Annotated in this window: 22 protein-coding genes and 2 pseudogenes; 11 read left to right on the forward strand and 13 right to left on the reverse strand. The window is 66.4% G+C overall.

All coding sequences use genetic code 11. The features are described 5' to 3' along the window. Positions 1-190: pseudogene (locus tag NM2_RS50450) on the forward strand (condensation domain-containing protein); the annotation flags it as partial. A 32-nt stretch (positions 191-222) separates the two neighbouring features. Then, a complete protein-coding gene (locus NM2_RS38660; protein WP_067680175.1) occupies positions 223-996 on the forward strand; it encodes a hypothetical protein in 774 nt (257 codons plus the stop codon). Here NM2_RS38660 and NM2_RS38665 read toward each other — a convergent pair. Next, the gene (locus NM2_RS38665) at positions 902-2,263 is read right to left on the reverse strand and encodes a lipase family protein (protein ID WP_245718426.1); all 1,362 of its coding nucleotides are present in this window, start codon (positions 2,261-2,263) and stop codon (positions 902-904) included. The two genes, NM2_RS38660 and NM2_RS38665, sit on opposite strands and share 95 nt — an antisense overlap. Before the next feature lie 246 nt (positions 2,264-2,509). Between NM2_RS38665 and NM2_RS38670 the strand changes: the two genes are divergently transcribed. Next, complete coding sequence (locus tag NM2_RS38670; protein ID WP_067680305.1) at positions 2,510-3,955, forward strand: MFS transporter; 1,446 nt, start codon at positions 2,510-2,512, stop codon at positions 3,953-3,955. Here the strand turns inward: NM2_RS38670 and NM2_RS38675 are convergent. Next, positions 3,933-4,925, reverse strand: coding sequence for an alpha/beta hydrolase (locus NM2_RS38675; RefSeq protein ID WP_084532011.1), 993 nt, complete (start codon positions 4,923-4,925; stop codon positions 3,933-3,935). The genes NM2_RS38670 and NM2_RS38675 overlap by 23 nt on opposite strands. A 342-nt stretch (positions 4,926-5,267) precedes the next feature. Here NM2_RS38675 and NM2_RS38680 point away from each other — a divergent pair, with 342 nt between their 5' ends. After that, positions 5,268-7,427 (forward strand): AMP-binding protein, encoded by a 2,160-nt coding sequence (locus NM2_RS38680; RefSeq protein ID WP_245718427.1) that lies wholly within the window; start codon positions 5,268-5,270, stop codon positions 7,425-7,427. 15 nt (positions 7,428-7,442) lie between these two features. On the opposite strand, the gene NM2_RS38685 is transcribed toward NM2_RS38680, so the two are convergent. The 3 genes and pseudogenes from NM2_RS38685 to NM2_RS52175 all read right to left on the reverse strand — a co-directional run. Continuing rightward, positions 7,443-8,699: a hypothetical protein gene (locus NM2_RS38685; protein ID WP_067680181.1), complete on the reverse strand. Its 1,257-nt coding sequence runs from the start codon at positions 8,697-8,699 to the stop codon at positions 7,443-7,445. Positions 8,700-9,208: 509 nt separating this feature from the next. Next, positions 9,209-10,207 carry an aldo/keto reductase gene (locus NM2_RS38690; RefSeq protein WP_067680184.1) on the reverse strand — a complete coding sequence of 333 codons (999 nt, stop codon included), beginning with the start codon at positions 10,205-10,207 and terminating at the stop codon, positions 9,209-9,211. A gap of 132 nt (positions 10,208-10,339) precedes the next feature. After that, positions 10,340-10,492 (reverse strand): annotated as a pseudogene (locus NM2_RS52175) (dihydrodipicolinate reductase); the annotation flags it as partial. Positions 10,493-10,509: 17 nt separating this feature from the next. Between NM2_RS52175 and NM2_RS53515 the strand changes: the two are divergent. Then, positions 10,510-10,710: a hypothetical protein gene (locus tag NM2_RS53515; RefSeq protein ID WP_067680187.1), complete on the forward strand. Its 201-nt coding sequence runs from the start codon at positions 10,510-10,512 to the stop codon at positions 10,708-10,710. 46 nt (positions 10,711-10,756) lie between these two features. Here NM2_RS53515 and NM2_RS38700 read toward each other — a convergent pair whose 3' ends face one another. Then, on the reverse strand, positions 10,757-11,776 hold the full coding sequence (locus tag NM2_RS38700; RefSeq protein ID WP_067680190.1) for a GlxA family transcriptional regulator: 1,020 nt from the start codon (positions 11,774-11,776) through the stop codon (positions 10,757-10,759). A 69-nt stretch (positions 11,777-11,845) separates the two neighbouring features. Here NM2_RS38700 and NM2_RS38705 point away from each other — a divergent pair, with 69 nt between their 5' ends. After that, positions 11,846-12,808 carry an NADP-dependent oxidoreductase gene (locus NM2_RS38705; protein WP_067680193.1) on the forward strand — a complete coding sequence of 321 codons (963 nt, stop codon included), beginning with the start codon at positions 11,846-11,848 and terminating at the stop codon, positions 12,806-12,808. A 54-nt stretch (positions 12,809-12,862) separates the two neighbouring features. On the opposite strand, the gene NM2_RS38710 is transcribed toward NM2_RS38705, so the two are convergent. Both NM2_RS38710 and NM2_RS38715 read right to left on the reverse strand, forming a co-directional pair. Continuing rightward, positions 12,863-13,513, reverse strand: coding sequence for a TetR/AcrR family transcriptional regulator (locus NM2_RS38710; RefSeq protein ID WP_218026081.1), 651 nt, complete (start codon positions 13,511-13,513; stop codon positions 12,863-12,865). A 325-nt stretch (positions 13,514-13,838) separates the two neighbouring features. After that, complete coding sequence (locus NM2_RS38715; protein WP_067680199.1) at positions 13,839-14,588, reverse strand: SDR family NAD(P)-dependent oxidoreductase; 750 nt, start codon at positions 14,586-14,588, stop codon at positions 13,839-13,841. 314 nt (positions 14,589-14,902) lie between these two features. Between NM2_RS38715 and NM2_RS38720 the strand changes: the two genes are divergently transcribed. From NM2_RS38720 to NM2_RS38735, 4 genes are all read left to right on the forward strand, one after another. Beyond that, complete coding sequence (locus NM2_RS38720) at positions 14,903-15,427, forward strand: P-loop nucleotide/nucleoside kinase family protein (RefSeq protein WP_084532005.1); 525 nt, start codon at positions 14,903-14,905, stop codon at positions 15,425-15,427. Between the two features lie 6 nt (positions 15,428-15,433). Next, positions 15,434-15,826 carry a hypothetical protein gene (locus NM2_RS51100; protein ID WP_218026082.1) on the forward strand — a complete coding sequence of 131 codons (393 nt, stop codon included), beginning with the start codon at positions 15,434-15,436 and terminating at the stop codon, positions 15,824-15,826. A 37-nt stretch (positions 15,827-15,863) separates the two neighbouring features. Further along, positions 15,864-16,253, forward strand: a complete 390-nt coding sequence (locus tag NM2_RS38730) for a cupin domain-containing protein (RefSeq protein ID WP_084532006.1) — start codon at positions 15,864-15,866, stop codon at positions 16,251-16,253. Between the two features lie 143 nt (positions 16,254-16,396). Then, a complete protein-coding gene (locus NM2_RS38735) occupies positions 16,397-16,897 on the forward strand; it encodes a polyketide cyclase (RefSeq protein WP_067680208.1) in 501 nt (166 codons plus the stop codon). A 73-nt stretch (positions 16,898-16,970) separates the two neighbouring features. Here the strand turns inward: NM2_RS38735 and NM2_RS38740 are convergent, their stop codons facing one another. The 5 genes from NM2_RS38740 to NM2_RS38765 all read right to left on the reverse strand — a co-directional run bounded on the left by NM2_RS38740 (position 16,971) and on the right by NM2_RS38765 (position 22,842). After that, positions 16,971-17,177, reverse strand: coding sequence for a DUF397 domain-containing protein (locus NM2_RS38740; protein WP_067680211.1), 207 nt, complete (start codon positions 17,175-17,177; stop codon positions 16,971-16,973). Continuing rightward, entirely contained in the window at positions 17,174-18,052 is an 879-nt protein-coding gene (locus tag NM2_RS38745; RefSeq protein WP_067680214.1) for a helix-turn-helix domain-containing protein, read from the reverse strand. Before NM2_RS38745 ends, NM2_RS38740 begins: the two co-directional genes overlap by 4 nt. 1,201 nt (positions 18,053-19,253) lie before the next feature. Beyond that, positions 19,254-19,883 carry a LysE family translocator gene (locus NM2_RS38755; protein WP_067680317.1) on the reverse strand — a complete coding sequence of 210 codons (630 nt, stop codon included), beginning with the start codon at positions 19,881-19,883 and terminating at the stop codon, positions 19,254-19,256. A 248-nt stretch (positions 19,884-20,131) separates the two neighbouring features. Further along, positions 20,132-21,610 (reverse strand): HNH endonuclease signature motif containing protein, encoded by a 1,479-nt coding sequence (locus tag NM2_RS38760; protein WP_067680220.1) that lies wholly within the window; start codon positions 21,608-21,610, stop codon positions 20,132-20,134. 203 nt (positions 21,611-21,813) lie between these two features. Further along, entirely contained in the window at positions 21,814-22,842 is a 1,029-nt protein-coding gene (locus NM2_RS38765; protein WP_067680319.1) for an alpha/beta hydrolase, read from the reverse strand. Positions 22,843-23,139: 297 nt separating this feature from the next. Between NM2_RS38765 and NM2_RS38770 the strand changes: the two genes are divergently transcribed. Continuing rightward, positions 23,140-24,558, forward strand: a complete 1,419-nt coding sequence (locus NM2_RS38770) for a condensation domain-containing protein (RefSeq protein ID WP_067680223.1) — start codon at positions 23,140-23,142, stop codon at positions 24,556-24,558. Positions 24,559-24,560: the final 2 nt, after the last annotated feature.

Raw genomic sequence — 24,560 nt, forward strand, 5'->3', positions numbered from 1 at the left:
CTTCGGCATGGCCGACTGCGGTGTGTACGCGAACCGGGCGTCCTCGGAGGAGGTGCTGATGTGGATCAACCGTTTTCCCGAACACACCACGCTGAGCGTCATCTATCCGGACACGCCGGTGGCGCACGAGTCGGTGGACCGGTACATCACCGCGATGGCCGCGGTCTTCGCCGAGGTCGCCGCGGCCTGAACGCGTATCCGTTCACTCGACAGGAGTTCAAGGTGCACACGGTCTTTCGCGACCCCGGCATCCCGGACGGCGAGCGGACCGCCTGCACCGTCCTGGTCGAGGACCGGCCCGGACGGCTCGATCTGACCGGAGTGATCACCCGCGAGCGGGACGGCTACGCTTCGGTTATCGAGGCCCGTGCCGAGGCCGGGGATTTCGAGATGACGGTGCATCAGCGATTCCGCCGGTTCGAGCAGGGACTGCACGCCGAAAGCTATTGTGCCGAATCGCGATCCGGCGGAGTCGTGGTCTCCCGTGAGGAAGGCCGGTTCCTGGGCGTGGCGCATCTGCAGTTCGGCGGGATGATCACACCGTTCCAGGCGAATGTGATGCCGCTGCTGGGCGGGCTGATCCTGTTGCGCGGCTTGGACTTCACCGAGGGCGCGGAGGAATCGGTGGATCTGTGGCTGGCCTACTCGGTTCATCTGCCGCTGTCCGCGCGGATCGAACAGTGCGCGAACATCGATGTCCCCGCCGGGCGTATCCGCTGTCGGCAGGTGCGATTGCGACCCCGCCTACCGCAGCTGAACATGATGGCGGACAAGGTGATCGGCGCAATGCTGCCCCGGCGGTGGCGCATTTCGAGGTGGCCGACCCGCACCGGATGGTGCGGCTCAGCTTCCCCGTCGGGCCCATGCCGTGGGATCCTCGGGCCGTGCTGGAGTTGTCGGCTCAGCGAGGCGTCGGCGTTGCGGCTACGGCCGGGCATTCGCTCGGAGCCGGACGTCCCTGGAGCCGCTCGTCCAGCCATTGGATCGCACCGATGAATCCGGCGAACATGCCGATCGCGTGCTCACCGGGCACCGTGCGGATCACCGCCCGCACCCCGCGCGCACACTGGCTGGTGAACAGATTCCGCGAATCCTGCTCCGGAATCCAGATGTCCCACGCCGCGTGATAGATGTACAGCGGTGCGGCGGAGGTCCGCCCGCGCAGATCCCACTCGGCGAAGATTCGTTGCGCCAGTGGACTGTTCAGCGGATCGGCTATGGTGGTGGCGACCTGGACCGGGACGCCGGTCACCCCGAGCGGGCCGTTGCTGTCCCCGCAGGTGTCCTTCACCGGCGAGGTCGCGGCCCACCGGCCCAGATGGTTGAGATACCGCAGCAGTTCGGGATGTTCCCGCGCGGTCGCCAACGCCACCACCAGCAGGATTCCCGAGGCCATATTGCCGTTGAACTTGTGCGCGATATTCCGGAAATCGGTGACCAGACCACCGGTGGTGGCGCCCACCAGCGTCCCGTTCAGGTCCGGTGCGTACTCGCGCTGCAGCATCGCCGCCGCATAGGAGGCGATCGCCCCGCCGGAATAGCCGCCGATCGCGAATCGGCTGTGCGAGAACTGATCCGGCACCCGCGCACGCACGGCGCGGATGGCATCCAGCACGATGTGCCCGGCCACCTTCGGGTCCGCGTACGCCATGCGCGGTCCCTCGTGATCGGGGATCAGCACCGCGTAACCGCGAGAAAGGCCCCACCAGGTCGTCGGCGGAATCAGGTCTCCCACACTGAATTTCGAGTGCAGTCCGTGCGCCATCGCATAACTCGGCGTGCAGCGCGACCCGAGGGAGTTGATCGGCAGGGTATTCACCACCACCGGGCGTCCGCCGGGCCCGGTCCACTTCGCGGCCGGGATCACCAATGTCGCTGTGCCGAACGAGGGTTGGCCGTTGCCATCGGTGGTGCGGAACTTCAGCAGCAGCGCCCGCTGAATGGGCACCGCCGCGAGCAGGGTCGAGGTCGCGGTCACATCGCGTACCTCGACGATGTCGCCCGGATGTAGCTCGTTCAGGTTCGCGGGCCGGGAATCGAAGATCGGATCGCCGGTCGGCGGAGACAGCACCGCCCGCCACAGCGCCGCCAGATCCGGTGACAGCTGGGCGTTCGGCGGCGAGGACGCCGCCGGAAGACCCGGTGCGGGAACGGTGTTGTCGATCCACTGCTGCGGACCGCTGGGGCCGGCGTCGGCGGGGGCCGCGGCGGCGAGGCCGGGAATCGGCGTCGTCAGCAGACACCCGGCCAACGTGGTGATCACAACTGTACGCAGAGACTTCACAATTCTTGCCATTCGTCCGAAATGGGGAACCACCCGACCACGAACACGGTAGAAAAGGCCGCGCATCGCGGCCGGTGGGCGCGTGAATTCGTTGCGGGTTCACAGTAGCCGGTCACCGGATTTGTGGTGTGCCAAGGTCTTCCCCGGAGCGGGTCGGGCGGCGAGGATCGCGCCGATACGCTCCAGCCGGACGTGTTCGGGGCAAGCAGTGATCGAGGTGTGGCCGTGGCCGGTATCGGTATTCGCAATCCCACAGCAGCCCTGCGCGGTGAAGTGGCCGCCTGGCTGACCTTCGCGTCCTGCCTGATCTCGGTGTTCATGCAGATGATCGATGTGACCATCGTGAACACCGCACTGCCGGATATCACCCGGGATCTGGCCGCCTCGCCGTCGGCTCAGCTGCTGGTGATCTCGGGATACTCCCTCGCGTTCGCCTGTACCTTGCTGACCGCCGCGCGGCTGGGTGCGCTGTGGGGTCGTCGGCGGCTGTTCCTGGCGGCCGCTGTGGCATTCACGGCGGCCTCGATCTGGTGCGGAATGTCCACCGGAGCAACCGAATTGGTGATCGCCCGCGTCGTCCAGGGGATCGCGGGAGGTGCGATGGCCGCGCAGACCCTGGCGATCCTGGCGGCCAGCTTCCCGCGTAGTCGTCATCCGCAGGTGTTCGCGCTGTACGGACTGGCCGCGGGCGGGGCGGGGATGATCGGTCCCATTCTGGGCGGAATCCTGCTGACGCTGAACCTGTTCGGCCTGGGCTGGCACTGGGTGTTCCTGATCAACCTGCCGCTGGGCATCGTGGCCCTCGCGCTCGCGGCGCGTTTCCTGCACGTCGGGGCCGAATCCGGCAGTGAGCGTTTGGATCTGGGCGGGGTGGTGCTGTCGGCGGCGAGCCTGCTGGCGCTGCTGTACGCGCTGGCCGACGTCCAGCAGCACGGGTGGCGGGCGATGTCGGTGGGCATCGTTGTCGCGGCGATCGCGCTCGGCGCGGGATTCCTTGTGTACCAACGTCTTCTGATCCGCCGCGGCCGGGGGCCGCTGATGCGCCCGGACCTGTTCGGCAACCGCGGATTCGCCGTCGGCTCGGTGCTGGTGACCGGATTCTTCGGCATGTTCACCGCTTTCGTGTTCGCCGCCTCCATCACCCTGCAGGACGAACTGCACTTCTCCGCGCTGCGCACCGGCATCGCGATGACGGTGTTCGCACTGGGCGCGGGTGCGGGCGCGCTCGCGGCGCCACTGCTGGTGCGGCGCTGGGGAGTTCGCTCACTGGCCGGGGGCATCGCCCTGTACGCCGGATGTATGGCCGTGGCCGCGGTGTATCTGGTCCTGACCGGCGGTGCGGTCAGCGTCGCGCTGACGGTGGTCCCGGTCTTCGTCTCGGGGCTGGGCGTGGGGGTGTTCGGGCTGCAGTTGCAGCCGGTGATGCTCGCCGGCCTGGATCAGGGGCAGATGGGGGAGACCTCGGGTCTGTTGCCCACCCTCGAACAGATCGGCAACGCGGTCGGCCTGGCGGTGCTGAGCACGGTGTTCTTCCGCGCGCACACCCTCGGCGGGAGTGTCGCCATGTTCGCCGCGATCGCCGTGGTGGCCGCGGGGCTGGCCGGGGTGACGTTTCTGCTGCCCGAACCGCCGCGGCACGAGGATGCTCTCACCGATTCAGCGCCGCGCTGAGCGTGGGCCACGCATTGTGCAGATCGCGCTGCCAGTAGCCCCACGAGTGGGTGCCGTCCGGCCGCAGCACCACCGTCGCCGGAATCCGCAACCGCCGTAACCGATCTCGCAACTCCTGCGTGCATCGCCCGGTCAGCGCGTCCAGGATGCCGCCGACCAGGAGCTGATCGCCCAGCTTCATCGGGTTGTGCCCGATGCCAGGCCCGTCCAGGGTGTCCAGCGGGCCGGGCAGGCCGTTCCCGGACACGACGTACAGCGCCAGCCCGCGCAACCGGTCCGCGTGCAGATACGGATCGTTGGCCGCCCACGCCGGATCGGTGGGCGGGCCCCACATGTTCAGGCTGTCGCCGCCGGTCGCGGTGACGATCGTGTCGACCATGAGCTGCCCGAGCGGATCGCTGGTGCGCACACAACCGCTGAACGACCCCACCCCGCGATACAGCTCCGGCGCGGCCAGGGCCAGCTGGAACACCGACACTCCCGCCATCGACAGACCCGCGATCGCGTTCGCCCCCGATCCGCCGAACGCCGAATCGATGATCGGCGGCAGTTCCCGGGTGAGGAAGGTGGTCCAGCGCTGGCGGCCGTGCACCGGATCGTCGGCGTGCCAGTCGGCGAAGAAACTGCCCGCCCCGCCGACCGGCATGACGACGGTGACCTGCTTGTCCGCGAAGAACCGCGCCGCGTCGGTGCGGGTCAGCCAGTTGCCGCCCCCGCTCCAGCCGCTCGGACTGCCGCCGCCGTCTATGCCGTTGAGCAGGTACAGCACCGGCGCGCGGCGTGAAATATCCGGTGGTGGAAGAACTTCCACGGATATCACGCGCCGCATGGCGGCGGAGTGGACGGTCAGCTCCACCACCCGTCCGCGCCCGGCCACGGCGGTGAGCAGATGTGATCCATCGGGTCCGGGACGGGCGTGCGCTGATGCGGCCGAGACGGCATCGGCGGGGACGGCCCGAGCGGGAGCCATCGCCTGGCCGCACGTCAGCACCGCCGCCGCGCACACCGCGACGAGGCGGAATCGGTACGAGCGACGGAGCCCGGTCGGACGATGCACGCGACGCCTCCCACTTGCCGGACACGATGGCAGCGACGCTAGGAGCCCGTTCGGCGCGGGACAAGATTTCCGCCCGCCCCTTGGGTTTTCCGCCAATCCGGGGCCGAAGGCATTGGCCGGGACCACAATCGGCCGAACGTGGTGGAGAAGTCCGCGATCGCGCCACTGTGACGGACGCGGACCGTGCCCGGCGGGTGCTGTGAATTCTCCGAAGGCGGTGGTGATCGCTCGATGCGGAGGTGAATATTCGGCAACATGGGTCTGCACGCCTGGAACGAGGAGTACGACCTTGGTCACCGATATCGTGGAGTGACCGCGGATATGCCGGTCGCCCGAAACACAGTGTGGCAGTTGCTGACCGAACCCGCCACTTATGCGCGGCTGTTCACCGGAATCGGCGCCTGCGATCCCGTGGAGGCGATCGGCGGCCTGCCGCAATGGCAGGTGCGGGTCGGCGGGCCGCACACCGAGGTACGCACCCTGACGATCGGGCTGCTCGACGGCGGTCGCGGCCGGCGGTTCGAACTGCGGTGCGCGGCTGTAGGCAGTTTCGTCGCGGTGCGGTTGCGACAGCGCGAGGACGACGTGCGGGTGACGGTGACCTATTTCGCGCCGGGCCGCATCCATCCCGCGGTCGCCGCCCTGAACAACGATCAGCTCGAAGCATGGACCCACGACGGGCTGGGGCGGCTGGTACAGCTGGCGCGGGGATCGGAGACCTCGATCGTGGTCAACGGCCAGGATTCGGCGCTGTCGTTCCGTGCGGCGGTGCTCCGGCAGATGGTCGCCTCCGGTGTGGTGCGCACGTACCGGCCCGATCACGGTGCGCGGCAGATCGGTTCGCTGGCCACCTGGGGTTTCACCCTGGGTGGCGGATACGCCGCGGCGGCGGCCAGAGAACCCGACGGCGCGGCGATCGTCGATCGCGACGGCGTGCGCAGCTTCACCGAGATGCACGAACGAACCCGGGCGCTGGCGGGTGCGATGTCCGAGAAGCTCGGGCTGACCTCCCGCGACGCGGTGGGACTGCTGGCCCGCAATCACGCCGGTGCGGTCGAAACCATGGTCGCCGCAGGCAAACTCGGCGTCGACGTGGTGCTGCTCAATGCGGGCCTGTCGCCCCGGCAGCTCGAGGAGACCGTGCAGCGGCATCGTCTCACCACGCTGTTCGTCGATGACTGCCTGGACCCGCTGATCCGCTACCTGAACTCCGATGTGCATCGCTACCGCACCGATTGCGTTGCGGCCGAACAGTATCGCGCACCGGCCGACCCGGCGCGGATCGGCATCGACGAGCTGATCGCCCTCGGGCACAACGAATTCCGTCGTCCGCCCAGGCCCGGCCGATTGATCGTGCTGACCTCCGGAACCAGCGGCGCGCCCAAAGGCGCCAGGCGGCCGCATCCGAAGGGCTTCGGCACCGTGGCCGCGCTGCTGTCCCGGATTCCGTGGCAGATGAACGAGACCATGGTGATTCCCGCGCCGCTGTTTCACACCTGGGGCCTGGCCGCGCTGCAACTGAGTACCGCACTGCGCGCGACGGTGGTGCTACAGGAGGAGTTCGACGCCCGTGAATGCCTGCGACTGGTTGCCGAGAACCATGCCAGCACACTGATTCTCGTGCCGACCATGGTGCAGCGCATCCTGGATCTGCCGGTGGCCGAGCGCGCCCGGTACGACACCTCGAGCCTGCGCGTGGTCGCCAGTTGCGGTGCGCCGCTGACCGCGGCGACCGTGCTGCGGTTCGCCGACGTGTTCGGCGAGATCCTCTACAACGTCTACGGATCCACCGAGGTCTCCTGGGCGACGATCGCCACCCCCGAGGATCTGCGCATCTCGCCGACCACCGCGGGCCGACCGCCGCTGGGCACGAGAATCGCTGTGCTGGACCAGGATCGGCGTCCGGTGCCGATCGGGGCGACCGGCCGGATCTTCGTCGGCAACCGCATGCTGTTCGACGGCTACGTCAACTACGCGCCGCCCGAAGAATCCGACGGCCTGCTGGACACCGGCGATCTGGGCTACCTCGACGCCGCGGGCCGCCTGTTCATCGCCGGGCGCGGTGACGAGATGATCATCTCTGGCGGCGAGAACGTCTTCCCGCGCCCGGTGGAGGAGGCGCTGTCCTATCTGCCGCAGATCACCGACGTGGCCGTGGTCGGAGTGCCCGATCACGAATTCGGCCAGCGCCTGGCCGCTTACGTGGTCAAACGCGAGGGTTCGGGCCTGGACTCGGACATGATCCGCACCTACATCCGCAACCGTCTCAGCAGATTCTCGGTACCCCGCGACGTCACCTTCCTGGAATCCCTGCCGCGCGGAGAGACCGGCAAGATCATCAAACGCCTGCTGTCGGGCGAATACCTGCCCGGCTCACCCGCTTTCGCGGACGGTCTACCGGACAGCGGTTCCTGACCGGCACAACGGTTCTCATTGCAGTGCGCGGAACTCGTCCACCCACTGGGTCGTCTGCCCGGGCAGTCCGCCCGGCTGCGAACGCACGGTGTACGGGCAGAACAGACTGTTGAGCATCCAAGGCGTCGAGCCTCGTCCGAAGTGCGCGACCATCGCGGTGTCCTCGGTGACGCCGTAGGCGGCCGCGGCGAGCTTTCCGGTGCCGCGGAACTTGCCGACCTGATCGGACAGGAAGGACCTGTTGTTCGCGAACCACGGCGACATCAGCAGGAAATCGTTCCACTTCTGTTGCGGGAAAGGATTTTCGATCGCCTCCTGGATGACCTGCCACACCAATGTGCCCGCGGGCAGGTGGTAGTGCGAGGCGAACTCCGCGGAGATCTTGTCGCCGAGATGTTTCTTGTAGAGCAGCACGAGCGAGAACTCGGTGGCCAGGAACGTCTGGTCCGCCCGGAGCCTGGGCAGGACGTAATCCAGATACGCCTGGCCCGCCGCGACATCGGGCAGATGCGGGTGCATATCGGTACCGGCGACGGCCGGAGTGTCGTGCACGAACTTCATCCAGCGGTCGGTAGTGGTTGTGCGCCAAGACTTCTCGTTCAGATGATTGAGCGCGCCCATGTAGATCCTGGTCTTGCTTCCCGACCCGCCGTGCTGATCGCGATAGGCGATGACGCGCTGCGCGATGGCCTCGTAGAACACGTTGAGCGCCGGATCGTTCCGGTTCCGGCATTCGATGAACGGCTCGTTGCCGACCGCGAGGATGTCCACCGTGCCCATCACGGCAGCGAGCACCGCGTCGACCCGCCGCTGCGCCGTCGCCATCTCGGCACTGCCCGGGGTGGGTACGGCCTGATCGAAGTAGGGGAACTTCAGCGACAGCATCGTCCCGTATCCGCGCCCGGCGGCATCGAGCAGCGTACTGATCGGCCGCTGTGTGTTCACCGCGCCCTTGTCGGCGTCGGGCACCGGAAAGAAGGCCCGCAACCAGCTCGCCTGCACCGCCTCGAGTTCGGCGAAATTCGACCAGTCCGAAGCGCCGTTGATATTGGCCCCGAGCACATTTCGCGGTGGTGGAGCGGTGATGCGGGTAGCGCTCGTGTTCCGCGGCGCGCTGCTGCCGGGCCCGCTCGCGACATCGGCACAGGCCGTCACACCGAATCCCGTCACACCGGCCGCCGCTGCCGCGAACGCCCCGGTCAAGCCGAGAGCACGTCGTCGCGAGAGCATTGTCGTGGTGTCCCCGGGGGCCGGGATGGTCGGCTCGGCCATACGTCTCCTTCGTCGTGCTGCGGTCCAGTGCGTGCCGACGCCCCGACCGCGCGGTCACCAGAGTGGTCCGCCGATGTGTCCTGGGGGCCGGACTGGTTGGCTCGTACGTGAGCGTCCTTCGCCGGTCACAAGGCACGTGCCGACGACCCGGACCACCTCGTTGCGGCCGGGCCGTCGGCACGGGACACGACCCTAGGTTCACCCGCGCGATATCGCATCCCGAGACATTCGGTGGTCCGGCGGCAGAATCCGTCGTCCGGTATGTGACCAGGATGTGCTCAGCGCTCGACGCCTGATCGCATCCCGAAGATCGCGCGATTCTGCGCTCTCCGAGCGAGACTCGACCAGGTGCAGTGCGCGTCATCGGCCGGAGCGGGCGACTGCGGATCGACGTGACCGGCGGGTGTCGCTCAGCGGTGCGTGATTCCGGTCTGGGCGTTGGGTCGCAAGGCTGGTCCGGTGACGGGGAGATCGTCGTGTGCGTCATCGACGTGCCCGGCGGGCGTGGCTCAGCGGTGCGTGATTCCGGTCTGGGCGTTGGGACCCAGAGCTGGTCCGGTGACCGGGACGTCGCCGAGTGCCTTGTCGACGGCGGCGAGCAGATCCTCCGAGAGTTCCACCCCGACGGCGGCGCTGTTCGCGTGGACCTGTTCGGGCCGCGAGGCGCCGATGATGGCCGAGGCGACCTCGCCGCGCCGCAGCACCCAGGCCAGGGCGAGCGTCGGCATGCTCAGGCCCGCGCCCTCGGCCAGCGGAATCAGTCGCTGCACCGCCTCGACCGCGGCCTCGCTGTTGACCAGGCCCTGCGCGATTCCCATTGCCTCACTGGCGAATCGGCTGTCCGCCGGAGCGGCCTGCCCGGGAACGTACTTGCCGGTCAGCAGCCCCTGAGCCAAGGGCGACCAGACGATATTGGAGATGCCGTTGCCCGCGCACAGGTCGAACAATTCGGCCTCGGGCGCCTGCCAGAGCATGGAGTACTGCGGCTGGGAGGAGACGAACAGATCGGGTCCGCCGATCTCGATCGCCGCCCGGATCTGCTCGACGGTCCACTCGCTGAACCCGAGATACCGAGCCTTGCCCTGCTCGACCACCCGCTGCAACGCCTCGACGGTATCCTCGATCGGCACGATCGGATCGAAGCGGTGCGCCTGATACAGATCGACGTAATCGGTCCGCAGGCGGGTCAGCGAGGCATCGATCTGCTTGGCGATCTGGGCGGGGGACAGGCCGCTGTCGGCGGGATCGTCGGACATCTGGCCCCACACCTTGGTGGCCAGGATGTAGGACTCGCGCGGATGGCCGGAAAGGATTTCGCCCCAAGCGGTTTCGGCCGCGCCGCGCCCGTAGACGTTGGCGGTGTCGAAGAAGTTGATGCCCGCGTCGAAAGCCGCCTCGGTGCAGGCGCGGGTCGCATCGGCGGCGACACCGCCGGAGTAGGTGAGCCAAGACCCGAGCGAAACCTCCGAAACCTGGAGATCGGAACTGCCGAGTGTGCGATACCGCATCGGTGCACCTTTCAGTGGTGGTGGCGCTGATCAAGGGTGCAGCCGGGGCAAAAACACTCGCCCCGGCACACCCACTCCATGTAACCAGCGCCCACCCGCACCCGCGCGGCCGGACCGCTCACCGCTCGAGGCCCCCGGGAATCCGCGAAGCGGCAGACCGGCACTGGTTAGGATCCCGGCGGGGCGGCGACCACCGAGCGGATGGCATCGAGGGCGGACAGACCGGTGATTTTCGATGCAGGCGAATGCGGTCGGATCGGACAGATCGACTCCCGCCCTGGGGAAACGGCTGCTCGTGGACGATGCCGCCCGCGACCCGCGAGAGTATGCGCGAGGCCACGCTGGCGCTGGCCTCTGGTGATGTGGCCGCGGTCTCGGACAATCGGATCGCCGAGGAGATCAGCGCGACCTGGGGTGCGGTGAAGTGTCGGCGTCTCGTCCGGCGTGGTCGCGTTGTCGTGGTCGGAATGATGAATAGCGTTGTGCTGGAAAGGGATTTGTAGACGACCGGGAGAACCGCCGAGCGCTCGGCCTGATCCAGGGGCGAGTTCAGTGTGCCGATGTGATCTGCGCGATGTCGGCCCGGGCTCGGAAGGTGCGGCGATAGGTCAGCGGTGCGATGCCGATCGCCTCGTGCAGATGTTGGCGCAGTGAGGTTCCCGTGGCGAAACCGACCTCCGCGGCGATCCGGTCGACGGACAGGTCGGTGGTCTCCAGCAACTCGCGGGCGCGGAAGACACGCTGCTGGATGAGCCAGCGGCCGGGGCTCATCCCGGCCTCGTCGCGGAATCGACGGGCGAAGGTGCGTCCGCTCATCCGTGCCTGCTGCGCCAGATCCGCCATGGTCAGCGGCAGGTGCAGATTCTCCAGGGCCCAGTTTCGGGCCGCGGCGGTGCCCCCGGAGGTCTGTGCGGGTATCGGCTGCTCGATGTACTGGGCCTGGCCACCGTCTCGCCACGGCGGCACCACACAGCGGCGCGCGACCGTGTTCGCGACCTCGCTGCCGTGATCGTTGCGAATCAGGTGCAGGCACAGGTCGATTCCGGAACTGGCGCCCGCGGAGGTGAGGATGTCGCCGTCGTCGACGTAGAGCACGTCGGGGTCCAGGCGCACGCGCGGGAATGCGCGACGGAAGATGTCGGCCAGATGCCAATGTGTCGTGGCGGGACGGTCGTCGAGGCGTCCGGTGGCGGCGAGGACGAAAGCCGCCGTGCAGATGGACACGACCCGCGTAGTCGGCCGGATCGAGTCGAGAACATCTGAAATAGCTTGTGGCAGAGAGCATATCGAGACCGCTCCGGATACTTCCGGATGGGGCGGGAGCGCCGCGAGCGCGATGTCACAGGGCGGGATCACGACGGTGTCGGCGGTGGGCACGATCGAGGCGTCGTGCTGCACGGCGATCGAGAAATCGCTGTTGGTGCGCACCGGATTTCCGTCGACCGAGCAGGTCAGCACCTGGTAGCGGTCGTCGGCGGCCCCGAATACCCGGTTCGGAATGCCGAGTTCGAACGGGTACACGCCGTCCAGTGCCAGGACGACCACGCGGTGCGGTTCGGAGCGCGTCATGGCGCGATTCTATCGAATAATGGCAATCATGCCATTTTCTCGGACGCTCGAGGGCGGCAGGCTGACCGTATGACGACGACGGACATCCCCGACACGATGCGAGCGATCAGCCAGGACACCCTCGGAGGTCCCGAGGTTCTGCGTGAGATCCAGCAGCCCGTCCCGCGACCGGGGCCCAGCGAGATCCTGGTCCGAGTCCACGCGACCAGCCTGAACCCGACCGACTGGAAACATCGTGCGCTGGGCGGTCTCTTCCTGCCCGAACCGCCGTTCGTACTCGGCTGGGACGTCTCAGGCGAGGTGGTGGCCGCCGGGCACGGTGTCACGCTGTTCGCGCCCGGCGACGAGGTTTTCGGAATGCTGCCGTATCCGCACGGCCACGGCGCTGCGGCGGAGTACGTCACCGGACCGGCTCGCGCCTTCGCCCGCAAACCCCGAACCGTGGACCACGTCCGGGCCGCCGCGGTACCGCTGGCCGGGCTGACCGCCTGGCAAGCCCTCATCGACACCGCGAATGTGCAAGCGGGACAACGTGTTCTGGTACATGCCGCGGCCGGCGGGGTGGGCCATTTCGCGGTGCAGATCGCCAAGGCTCGTGGTGCGCACGTCATCGGCACCGCGAGCGCGGCCAATCACGAATTCCTGCGCGGTCTCGGTGTCGATGAGGTGATCGATTACCGCGCAACCGATTTCGTCACCCAGGCGCGCGATATCGATGTAGCGATCGACCCGCTCGACACCGAGAACGTACTGCGCTCGATCCGCACCCTACGTCCGGGCGGGATCGTCGTCTCACTGCTGCGAGTGGACGCCGACCAAGTTCGAGCCGCCGCAGCCGAGGCCGGTGTGCGCTCGGCACTGATGCTGGTAGAGGCAGACCACACGGGTATGTCGGAGCTTTCCCGCATGGTCGACCAGGGAACTCTGCGACCCACGATCGCCAAGGCCTTCCCACTCGCCGAGGCCGCCACCGCCCACGCCCTCGGCGACACCGGCCGCACCGTCGGCAAACTCGTCCTCACCGTCCGCTGACGAATTCGGCGATCGGCAGGTGTACCGCTGGAATCCGCGCAACGGATCTCGGCATCAGGCGCCCGCGGTCTGCGGAGTCTGGTCAGCGTTGCGGGGGGAACCTGTATGAAGCGTTTTGTCCGGAAAGGCGAGGAGGGCCCGGTCGACGACGCGGTGCAGTTCGTCCCGAGAGGCGCCGGCGGCAGCCTGGACTGCGAGTCCGGCCGATACGGTGCTCACATACTTGGCCAAGTCGGCGGCGTTCTCGGAGCTCGGCAGGTCACCGTCCTCGATCGCACGTGCGAAGCGGTGTGCGAACCGAGCCTCGCCGTCGGCGCGTCGGTCGGCCAGGTACCGGACGACGCGATCGTCGTCGGGAGCTGCCGAGAGTCCCCCTTGGATCGACAGGCACCCCGCCGGCTTGCCCGGCGTCGTCACAGCGTCCACGTTGTCCCGAAGGTAGCGGCTGACGGTCTCATATGCCGTCGGCGCGGAGAGCGCGGTGCTCACATAGGCCATGTCGATGCGCGCGTACCGTTCGACGGCGAGTTTGAACATTTCTTCCTTGGTGCCGAACGCGCTGTAGAGGCTCGTCCGGCTGATGCCCATCGCCGCTGTCAGGTCGCTGAGGCTGGCGCCTCCGTAGCCCTGCCTCCAGAACACGTCGATCGCCTTGTCGAGCGCATCCTCCATGTCGAACTCGCGAGGCCTGCCTCTTTGCGCCACGACTGTTCCTCCCTTTCGAGCCCATTTAACTACCAACGGGAACAGAAAGGCGTGCTCGTCTCCAGTTCGACTCGGGAAATCCGGCCGCGCCTCGATGCCGACGGGTGCCCGGTCGGCCGGTCCGGTTGTTGCTCAGCGGCGCCGGACCGGTCGCAGGCTCAGCTCAGCGTCTGGACGATCTTGTCGCGCACCTCGCCGGACGCAACGTGCGTGACAGGAAGTGAGCGGTCCTCGAGCCGGAGCATGCCGGCCGCGAGCATCGGACGTCGAGCGCATCCTGCGGGAACACCTTGGTCAGCCGCCCCGCGCTCTACCCCCATCCTGATCAGATCTGGCTCGCGCCGCCGTCGACGTAGAGTTCCGCGCCCGTCATGTAGGAGCTTCGCGGACTCGCCAGGTAGAGCACTGCTTCCGCGATCTCCTCCGGCGCACCGAGTCGCTGCATGGGCACGCCGGCCGCGAGATCACCCAGCAGCGCCTCGGCCTGCGCGGGTTCGGCCGCGAGGCCGCTCAGGCCCGGCGTCGCGATGGGGCCGGGTGCGATGGCGTTGACGCGCACGCCACGACCGACGAGCTCCGCGGCCCAACTGCGCGTGAAGCTGCGGATCGCGGCCTTGGACGCGGCGTAGACGCTGAAGGACGGGCTGCCCTTGACGTCGATGTTCGAGCCGGTGAGCACGATCGACGCGCCGGGGTTGAGCAGCGGCAGCGCCTTCTGCACGGTGAACACGGTGCCGCCGACGTTCGCCTCGAAGGTTTCGGTGAAATGCTTCCACGTGATGTCCTCGAGAGCGGCGAACTCGCCACCTCCGGCGTTGGCGAAGACGACGTCGAGGCCTCCGCCGCGCTTGGTGATGACGTCGAAGACCGCATCCAGCTCGTCGAGTGAGGAGACGTCGCCGCGCACCGGGGTGACTGCGTCCCCGAACTCGGCCTTGACCGCGTCGAGCTTCTCGGGATTCCGGCCGGTCACCACGACGTGCGCGCCTTCCGCGGCGAACCGGCGTACGACCGCAAGGCCTATGCCCGACGTTCCGCCCGTGACGAGCGCCGTCCTGCCGTCGAGTTCTCCCATGATCCCGCCTCTCAATTGTGCACCGATCAGTACGTAAATGACGCTAGTACTACTGTCGTGCCTGGTCAAATTTTTGTACCGATCGATACATTGAAAATCTGAGCGTCGCACCGGCCGTCATCCGGCGACCAGGAATTCGCGGTGCGTGTTGACGTCGTGCTCGATGGCGCTGCCGTCGTCGAGCGCAGTCGCATCCGCCTCGATGGGGGGTCGGTACTCGCTCTCTTGCTGTCGCACGGCAGAGATCCGGTCTCCCGGACAGGCTGCGCCTCGTACCCGGTCGTAATCACAAGGGGTGCGGGGAGAATGCGCGAATGGGCAAACTGCTGGTGATGGTGAACGGCCTGCCCGGGTCGGGCAAGTCGACTCTGGGGAGAGCGCTGGCCCGTGAGCTCGACGCACGGTTCCTGTCGAAGGACGCTGTGAAGGAGGCGCTCGCGGCGACTGTCGATGGAGCCGCTGGTCTCCCGGCGCTGGGCGGTATCGCGATGGACACGGTATGGGCACTGGCACAGGCGATTTCGGGTGATGTCGTCATCGACTCGTGGTGGTTCGCGCCACGCGATCGAACCTTCGCTCGCGCGGGGCTCGCGGTCGTCGGTGTCGTCCATGCCGTCGAAATCTGGTGTGATGTACCTGCCGAGGTGGCCAGGGCGCGCTACGAGACCCGCAGCCGTCCAGCCCTGTATCGAGATCGGGAGCGACTGACCCGCGATTGGGATACCTGGGTGAGGAATGCCGAACCGCTCGGACTGTCCACCACGCTTCCGGTCGACACCTCGGCCCCGGTCGATTGTTCACTCCTCGCCGAACGGATCCGCTCGTCCGTCACCTACTGAATTCTCTTGTGCAGGTGCGACTTCGGCCGGACTCATGTCGCGCTCGGAGTGCAACTGTTCCATTCGCTGATCTCGGCCAACGTCGAGACGCGAGCCGCGATCGATTGCGCGGCCGAGGGGCTGCGCGCCGGTGTCGAGGCGCTGCTCTCCGGTTCGGGCACTGCGCTCGAACGCATTTCGGCCTACCTGCGCCGCGAGCGCAATGTCCTGAAGGGCTGCCCGATCGGTCGGCTGACCCAGGATCCGGCAGTCGTGGCCGAACCCGTCCTGCGGGAGCCGGTCGAGCAGACCTTCACCTGGTTGAGGTACGTCCTCGCCCGTGCCGCAGGCAGCGCAACTCCTTTCGAGCAGGCGGTCGACGGGATCCTTGCGCTGCTCGACGGCCATACGGTCCACTGATCATCGAGCACACAACGATCGAAGGAAGTCGGACAGCATGCGTATATCCCCTGCCGCTGACACCGGCGTGTCTGCCGAGGCCGAGCCTGTCCCCGGAGTGGGCCGGGTGATCATTCTGGAACAGAAGCTGCCCGAGCCCCTGTCCACCCAGCGCGTGGAGATTCGGCGGATCACCATCGCACCCGGGCACGCAGCCGGGCTGCATATCCACAACGGGCCGGTCTTCGGCAATATCGAGACGGGTTCGGTGGTTTACCAGATCGAGGGCGAGCCCGAGACCGTGCTCGGGCCAGGTGACGTGTTCTACGAGCCCGAGGGCGTGCGCATCGCACGCTTCGACGCCCGAGAGGATGGCGTCACGTTCCTCGGATACTTCCTGCTTGCCGATGGCGTGAACGCCGAACTCGTCTTTCCTGAAGCCTCATAGCACCGGAGAGTCCACCGCCGATCGTTCAGCGGCATGGGCGATGTCGCGTCGGAGACCTGTCCGAATGCTCTCAGCTCTTGGGTGCGGGTCGCCAACGGCTCAGCCACGTTTTCGGCAGGCCGACGTTGGCGGAGGATGGACGAATGATCGGTGACCGATGGGGCGTGAGCGAGAGCGAGGCCTTGCGCTCATACCCGTGCGACGACTTCGTCACCTCGCCCACGCTGGAGGCGTGGCGGGGCGTGACCATCCAGGCGCCTGCCGAAGTAGTGTGGCCCTGGGTCGGCCAAATAAGGCTTGCGCCATATTCATACGACTGGATCGACAACCTCGGCCGCCGCTCACCGCACGAGCTGGTCGACCTTCCGGAGCCTCGCGCCGGAGAAAGGTTCACTACTGCCGCCGGGCGCAAGCTGGGGCGGATCGTCTCGGTGACCCCGGGGGAACAGCTGACGGCAACCATCATGGGTGCCTTCATGTCCTACGTCCTCGCGCCCCGCGATCACGACACAACGCGCCTACTGCTGAAGGTCGTCATACAAACCAGCCCCTGGGTGGCCCCTTGGCTGTCAGTAGGCGATCTGATCATGGCCCGGCGGCAGCTGCTGAACCTGAAACTGCTCGCCGAGCGGCATCAGCACTGAGCCGCACGGCGTGGGGGCAGCCCCGGAGCAGTATGGACACCGGGGGCTCCCGATGTTTCATGAAGATGGTTGATCAGCTCTGTTCGAACGTGCCCGCCTGGACCTTCGCGGTGAAGGCGTCCCATTCGGTTGGTGAGAAGATCAGGGCCGGTCCGGTGGGATTCTTCGAGTCGCGTACTCCGACCATGTCGCCAGCGAGGAAGGCGGTTTCCACACAGTCGCGCTCCGGGCCGCTGTAACTGCTCTTGAACCACAGCGCCTCGGATAGGTTGTCGTTCATTCGAACTCCCTAGCTATGTCCAGGATCAGTTGCCTGGAGTCGTGCTCGCTCAGCGCCGCGGCTCGAATCGCCTTGCACGCCAACTTGTACCGGTCGATCTCACCGGGTTTGTCCAGGTACAGAGCGCCCGTGTAGCCCTCGACGTAAACAACCGGCGGCTCCGTCAGCCGCGATGTCGGATGCGAGGGGAACTCCAACAGTGTGAACGATCCAGCAACGAGATGCATGGGCATTTCGACTGTCAGAGGCACGACTTGAAGGGCGACTGTCGGCAACTGTGAAGCCGCGACGAGATGGTGAAGCTGGTCTGCCATGACGGCGCTGCCACCGACTCTGTGCCGGAGAGCCGCCTCGCTGAGGTAGGCGCGAATGCTGAACTGCCCGGGTGTTTCCCTCAGGCGTACTTGCCGTTTCAGAGCGAGCTCGATGCGGCGTTCGACTTCGACTGTCGGCATCGAAGGGAATGTCGCCCAGATCATCGCGCGTCGATAGTCGGCGGTCTGCAGCAGGCCGGGGAGCAAGGCGATCTGGAAGGTCGTCAGCCTGCACGCCGCCTCCTCCAAGCCGAGGTAGAGATCGAAATCAGTGGGCACCGCGTCCCCGTAGGCATGCCACCACCCCGGACTCTTCGTCTCGGCGACCAGACCGATCAGCACGGCCGCATCGTCTTCCGGTGCGCTGTACAGACGGCACAGCGTGTCCACATAGATGTCCTTCAGTTTGGGGCCGGGCTGGCCGGTCTCGATGCGCCACAAGGTTTGTGGGGCGATCTCGATGGCTCGGCACGCGGCGGCCTGTGACACTCCCGATCGTTCCCGCAGCTGCTTCAGACGCCGTCCCAGCATGCGTCGGGGGATCGTGGATCCAGCTGTCATTACCCTGCCTCACTATCGGTCGTGTCGAAATTTGGAATGGTTCCGCCGCCGGAATTGGATGTCGCGGAATTTCTCATCCAGTTCGGATTGCGGAAGGTTCCCCGGTGATGCCGGAGAGCGTACTACTGAACGTGCACCCGGTAGCCGGGATGGACATCTACGGCTCGAATCCAATTGTCTGCGAGCCTGTTTCGGTCCCTGCTATCGAGTGTTCCAAAACATCACATCCAGCCCGGAGTGTCCGTATGTATAGTTTGCCAGTTGCGAACCGCAGTGAATTGCCTGTGGTAACAATCGAATACGATAGGCTCGGTTACGAGTACGGCAATCACCTTGCCGCAGTTCTGTTTCCCGTCCCCACCTCCCGAACCGGACGTGCACAGTGGGGGTTCGCCAGTAAGGCGGGATATGGGCCCGAACCTCCTCGATTCCTTGCTGCCCTGTCTCACGCATCGGAGGTTGTGTGAGTGGCGTAGACGATCTCTGGTGCGATTGGTGCGGAAAGCGGAACCGCGAGGTTCACCGCCACGACGGTCGCGTGTTCTGCGGCGTGGACTGTATCGGCAGTTACCGGACCCGCCACGACATTCCGGAAACGGTCGAGCCGACCGAGCCCTGGGAATGAGCACCGACCACCCGCGCCACAGTGCACCCGATATTCCGCACTGCCGAACCGCATCACCGTGCCTGGCTCTGCTTGTCCGCGTCGCGGTCGGCGTGGACGACTGGGCCGACCGTCGTCCGAAACCTCACCAGGACAACAGGAATCAATGACCAAGGATCCGCGCCGGACGCCTCGAGTACCCGGCGAGCACGGTGCCGCCGAGTTCGGGCATCTGCTCAGACAGACTCGACCTACGGACACGCCCCCGCCAGAACTTCTGATCCGCGTCGCTGACGGCCTTGCCGTATGGAATCCCGATTCCCCACGGCGTGCGCCGGAGGTTCCGGCGGACCGCATCGCTTGCGGCCGGACAGTCGGTCACCCACAACCGAATTCATCGCCGTTGGCCTCGAATGACCAGTAGTGGCAACATAATTCAGAGAGGTACGAACGAACAGTGTCATGGTGGTCGCACCGGGAATGACCGGGGCAGAACCCTGTCGGCGGGATCGTCGGGGATCTGCCACCACACCTTGGTAGCCAGGATATGTAGGACTCGGATATATCCGAATGCTCCGGGCCGTTACGCGCTGGTCGTCACCGGTGACTTGCGGCCAACTTCAGCCCGAACCCAACCATGATGGTTCCTGTGACAGTGTCCATCACACGTTGTACCGCAGCGCGTCTCAACCACGTTTTCGCCAGGCTGGCAGCGCCGATGAGAGCGGTGAACCACAGCATGCCCTCGACATTGTGCACGACAGCAAGTGCGCAACCCATCAGCAGATGTGATACGCCGTCCGGCAGGAACTGCGGCAGCATGGCCACGTAGAACACCCCGACCTTCGGATTGAGCAGGTTGGTGCCCAGCCCGCGCCCCCAGGCCCCGAACACGCTCTGCGATGAGTTCTCCACGGGAGCTTCCGACATCGACCCTCTGTGCCGAAGTCCATTGCGGATCATGCCGATACCCATCCACGTCAAATAGATCGCGCCCGTGATTCGCAGCACCGTGTAGGCCAGCTCCGACGCGGTCAGCAGCATCGATACTCCCGCGGCAGCGGCCGCGCCCCATACCAGCGTGCCGCACCCGATCCCGATAGCGGTGGCGAATGCGTAGCGGCGGCCACAACTCACCGCCGCCCGCAGTACGAGAGCTGTATCCAAACCGGGGACGAGGGTGAGCAAACCGGCGACAACAGCGAAGGACAGCAGAGAATGCCACATGCGCACACAGTATGTCCGCTACCGCACGGAAGTGCGTGCGAATTGGCACATCGGCATTATGGGATTTCCCGCCGCTCACGCTTTGATAATCCGAGCCGGTGCAGCGAGTTGATTCCTACTTTGCGCGGCGGCCCGCCGTACCGATCCACCGCGTCCACGCCGCACAGGAGGTGGCAATCCGTGACAACAGTCGCGGGCGCAACCATCGCGCGTCGAAATACCCCGGCAGGGGGAGTTCCACGCCGGGGTCAGGCCGCGATATCACCAGGTCTTCGCCCCCGCCGATGCGCACCACGCTCCCTTTCCCGGCGAGCATGAATATCGGCCACGATCTGTGCGAGAAGCTCTCCCGCACGATGGCGATGGTTCACCCGTGGTGTCCCGGTAGGATCGATATGCTCCGGCGCGATCCACGCAGTCCGGCCCGCGAACTCTGAATCATCGCCCAACACAACAGTTTTCCAGCCTGCCTCGCTGTCATTGATCAGAGAATGACAGTGATCGCACGCCAGGACCAGGTTCTCGATATCGGTCGGCCCGCCCTTGCTGTAATCGTGGACGTGATGCACCGCGCACAGTGATGCGGGCGCATCACATCCCGGCCGTGAGCAGCCACTCAATGCGGCGATCAGCGAAAGCCGTTGCGCGGGTGAAGCCAACCGCCGCATCCGCCCGAAATGCAGCGGCAGCCCGGCATGATCGAACACCGCCAGATACGGGCGCGACCTCTCCGCCAACCGTAACGCCTCGGGAATCGCGACAGTGCCACCGGTCGCGGTGGTCGCTACTCCGGACAGCTGTTCCACATCCTCCAACCGGATCGTGAGCACGGTGGTGACCGGTATCCCTCGATGCGCACCGATCATGTTGGTATCGACCAGTTCTCGCAGCAGCAACGTGAACGCATCATGTGTCCGTTGAGCCGCAGTGCGGGTATCGCGTTGCGCGGCAGCGATGATCAGCTGCGGATCAGCGCGGTCGACTCCTGCGCCGGGACTGGTCGGATCCTCAGGGTTCGCTACACCCGGGCGCGCGTATTTGGCAAGCACCGGATCCAGCAGTGCCCGCAACACCGGATCGATCTCACCGCTGATCGGGGACATCCCGTCCGGACGTTGCCGTCCGATCCGGATTCCTCGCATCCGGGCACGATCGTCCTCATCGGTGATGCGTCCGTCCGGATCCAGATGCGCGAGGATGCTCTGGCCGACCTTGCCGATATCATCCGGTGATCCCGTGGCGGCGAACTCGGCCAGGAGTTTTTCGGCCGCTTCACGATCAGCGGCATCGACCCCACGAGGAACCCTGACCATCACCGCCGTGATCCGGCGAGCATGTTCAACCGAGATGTCTCCGCGGCGTAATGCTATTGCCGTACAGGGCAGTTCTGGTGCGAGCTCCGCGCCGGACATGTCACAGAACGTGCCCACCCGCGTAGCCGCACGCACCCGCGCACCAGCCTCCACATTGGACAACCGCAAGGTTTCCATCAGGAACAGTTTGATCGTCTTCGCACCCGTATCGGCAGGGATCGAGCGGGAATCCACCTCGATCAACACCCGATGCTGTACCGCGACCAACATGCGTGCGGCTCGTTCCACCCCACGCATCAGTTCCACCACGTCACGATCCGGCAGCGGGGTCAGGGACTGTTCGACCAGCTCACCAACCGCGGCCAGCAACGCATCCGCGTTGGGCCCTCCAGCCTGCTCACTGTTCGAATGCATGTTCGAACTCTATCGCGAAGATCGACCCGAAACACCCCCCCGAACCCATGTGAAATCAGAATCTTCACTCTGGACATTCGATCCAAAAAGGCTTGCACACACCACTTTTCGGACAAACCCATGGTCGCCCACGGCCGTGTATGCGGAATTGGTGTCCGCCCTGCCGGGTGGCCGATTCGGCCGCACGCCAACCAGAGGTGACCTCACCCCTGTTTCTCGGTCAGGGCGCGGCTGAACAGGGGCCACGATTTGTGGAGGTCTTCCTGCCAGTAGCCCCAAGAGTGGGTGCCTCGGGGGCGGAAGTTGAAGGTTGCGGAGATGTGGAGCTGGGCGAGGCGGTCGTGCATGAGGTGGGTGCACTGGTTGGTGGCGGCCTCGAGGATTGCGCCGCTGGTGAGTTGGGCGGCGAGTTTGCTCGGATTGTGGTTGATTCCGGGGCCGTCGAGGGTGTCCAGGGGGCCGGGGAGGCCGGTGCCCGAGGAGACGTAGATCGCGGTGCCGCGCAAGCGATCCGCGTGCAGGTACGGGTCGTTGGCGGCCCAGGCGGGGTCGCCGGGCGGGCCCCACATGTTCGCCGCGTTACCGGCCCAGCGGCTGACTACGGCGGTGACATATGCCTCGCCGAGGGGATTGCTGGTTTGCGCGCAGCCGCTGTCCGCGCCGATGGCCTGATACAGGCCCGGTGCGTCCATGGCGAGCTGGAATACCGATGTCCCGGCCATCGAAATTCCGGCCAGCGCGTTCTTGCCGGTCGTCCCGTGGAACGTGGAATTCATGATCGGCGGCAGCTCCCGGGTGAGGAAGGTGCTCCACCGCTGCCGGCCCAGCACCGGATCGTCGGTGCGCCAATCGGTGAAATAGCTTCCGCGCCCGCCCAGCGGGATCGCGACGGTGACCTGTTTGTCGGCGAAGAAATCGGCGATGTCGGTCTGCTCGGTCCAGCTCGAATCGTCGACGCCCCCGTTCGCGCCGTTGAGCAGGTACAGCACCGGCGCGGGTTTCGAATGATCCGGTGCGCGAAGCACTTTCACGGTGATGATCGAGTTCATCGCCGCCGAGTACACTCGCATGTTCACCATCCGGCCCGCATCCGGGGTGACGTTCACCAGATGCGAGCCGTCCACGGCGGGCCGGACGGCGGTGGTGAGCGCCGGGATCGAGGCCGGTGCGATCGGATCTGCACCGGCAGTGCCCGCCCATCCCGCGGCCAGCGCCACCACGGGTGCGAGCATCGTCGCCTGCCGGCCGCGCGAGCGTGACCTGCGTGGTGCGGAGTGTTTGCCCACCTGCTCCTCCCCGGAGATTCCGTTGGCCTGTTCACGGCAACGGTAGGGACGAATCATGAAGGGCGGCAAGCGCTGTCGGCGAATATTGGAAACGGCTGTCGCTTCCGGTGCGGGGTGCTGTCAATCGTCACAACATTGCTCCGCACCTATGGTCGGGGTTCATACGGCTGTCGTTGACTGGCCTGGAGTCGCCCGGCGATCGGGCGGCGGCACCTCTCCCGACGGCGTGAATCGAGGGCACTCGTGGTCAATTTCGGTTTCTTCGACGACTGGCACCCGCAGCCGGGCCGGGTCACCAGCTGGGGTGTTCCGGCGGCGGTGTTGGCCGCGATGCGGGACGCGCCTGAGCATCCGATCCCACCCTCGTATCAGCAACAGGAATATCTGCGCACGACCCAGCGCACCGCCGCCGCGGGCCACCGTGCCTCGCGGCTGTGCATGATCTCCTACGACATTCCGGGCGCCCCCGATATCGAGGCGATGACGCGTGCGGTCACCGCGTTCGTGCGGCGGCACGAATCGTTCTCCAGCTGGTTCACCGTGGAGCCCGGCGAACGTGTGGTGCGGCACGTCGTGGACCCGGAAATACTCGAGCTCGCGCCCACCGAGTACGGCGAGTTCGCCGACAGCGACGCGATCCGCCGACACGTACAGGACACGACACCCGATGCGCTGCACTGGAATTGCTTCAGCTTCGGGATCATCGAACAGGACCAGGCGTTCACCGTGTACGCCGCGGTCGACCACCTGCACACCGACGGCGTCGCGCAGGCGCTGACCTGTGTGGATCTGCTGATGCTCTACGGCGCGGAACTGTCCGGCACCGAGCCCGCGCTCGCGCCGGTGGACGGGCATCTGGCCTACTGCGCCCGGGAACGCGCCTACAACGCCGAACTCACCGAGCAGTCCCCGCCGGTCACCGCCTGGCTGGAGTTGTTGCGGCGCAACGGCGGTCAGATGCCGACGTTCCCGCTGTATCTGGGCACCGCGACCGCCCCGGGATACGTGCGCGGCGCGGTGCTGACGCTGCCGCTGTTCACCGAGGCCGATGCGCTGCGTTTCGAGCAGGCGTGCGAGGACGGCGGCGGCCGGTTCCTGGGTGGACTGTTCGCGGCGCTGGCGCTGACCGAGGTCGAATTGACCGGCAGCGATTGGCATTTCATCCTCAGTCCGGCCAACACCCGCAGCACCCCGGGCGAGGCCGGGGCGGTGGGTTACTACACGAATCTGCTGCCGATCGCCTTCGATGTGCCACCCGATGCGCGGTTCACCTCCCTGGTCGTCGCCGCGCAGGACGCCGCGGATCGGGCCAAGGTGCTCACCGACGTCTCCGCGCATCGGGTGCTGGAACTCGCCGACCCGGAGTCGGGCATCCGCGTGCGGCCGGGGTGGGCCGCGATGATGCTGTCCTACGTCGACGTGCGCAAGATCGCCGGGGTGGAGATGTTCGACCGGATCAACGGTGGTCTGTTCGGCAATCGGGCCGCGGCGAGCGAGGTCTACGTGTGGATCAACCGGTTCCCGGACGTGACCACGTTGAGCCTGGTCTTCCCGGATACCGAGGACGCCAACGAATCGGTCGGGCGATATGTGAAGACGCTGACCGAGATCACCGCCGCCGTGGCCGACAACGGTGACTACGCCCTGCGGGTCGACGCCTGACC

Source organism: Nocardia miyunensis NBRC 108239, from assembly GCF_001613065.1.
Taxonomy (GTDB): domain Bacteria; phylum Actinomycetota; class Actinomycetes; order Mycobacteriales; family Mycobacteriaceae; genus Nocardia; species Nocardia miyunensis.

Excerpts from the sequence above, each read along its gene's own strand:
- NM2_RS38715 (WP_067680199.1), bottom strand. The coding sequence starts at position 14,588 with ATGGGAGAACTCGACGGCAGGACGGCGCTCGTCACGGGCGGAACGTCG.
- NM2_RS38680 (WP_245718427.1), top strand. The coding sequence starts at position 5,268 with ATGGGTCTGCACGCCTGGAACGAGGAGTACGACCTTGGTCACCGATAT.
- NM2_RS38745 (WP_067680214.1), bottom strand. The coding sequence starts at position 18,052 with ATGACAGCTGGATCCACGATCCCCCGACGCATGCTGGGACGGCGTCTG.
- NM2_RS38675 (WP_084532011.1), bottom strand. The coding sequence starts at position 4,925 with ATGGCTCCCGCTCGGGCCGTCCCCGCCGATGCCGTCTCGGCCGCATCA.
- NM2_RS38765 (WP_067680319.1), bottom strand. The coding sequence starts at position 22,842 with ATGCTCGCACCCGTGGTGGCGCTGGCCGCGGGATGGGCGGGCACTGCC.
- NM2_RS53515 (WP_067680187.1), top strand. The coding sequence starts at position 10,510 with ATGCCGCCCGCGACCCGCGAGAGTATGCGCGAGGCCACGCTGGCGCTG.
- NM2_RS38705 (WP_067680193.1), top strand. The coding sequence starts at position 11,846 with ATGACGACGACGGACATCCCCGACACGATGCGAGCGATCAGCCAGGAC.
- NM2_RS38735 (WP_067680208.1), top strand. The coding sequence starts at position 16,397 with ATGATCGGTGACCGATGGGGCGTGAGCGAGAGCGAGGCCTTGCGCTCA.
- NM2_RS38740 (WP_067680211.1), bottom strand. The coding sequence starts at position 17,177 with ATGAACGACAACCTATCCGAGGCGCTGTGGTTCAAGAGCAGTTACAGC.
- NM2_RS38690 (WP_067680184.1), bottom strand. The coding sequence starts at position 10,207 with ATGCGGTATCGCACACTCGGCAGTTCCGATCTCCAGGTTTCGGAGGTT.
- NM2_RS38755 (WP_067680317.1), bottom strand. The coding sequence starts at position 19,883 with ATGTGGCATTCTCTGCTGTCCTTCGCTGTTGTCGCCGGTTTGCTCACC.
- NM2_RS38685 (WP_067680181.1), bottom strand. The coding sequence starts at position 8,699 with ATGGCCGAGCCGACCATCCCGGCCCCCGGGGACACCACGACAATGCTC.
- NM2_RS38700 (WP_067680190.1), bottom strand. The coding sequence starts at position 11,776 with ATGACGCGCTCCGAACCGCACCGCGTGGTCGTCCTGGCACTGGACGGC.
- NM2_RS38730 (WP_084532006.1), top strand. The coding sequence starts at position 15,864 with ATGCGTATATCCCCTGCCGCTGACACCGGCGTGTCTGCCGAGGCCGAG.
- NM2_RS38760 (WP_067680220.1), bottom strand. The coding sequence starts at position 21,610 with ATGCATTCGAACAGTGAGCAGGCTGGAGGGCCCAACGCGGATGCGTTG.
- NM2_RS38720 (WP_084532005.1), top strand. The coding sequence starts at position 14,903 with ATGGGCAAACTGCTGGTGATGGTGAACGGCCTGCCCGGGTCGGGCAAG.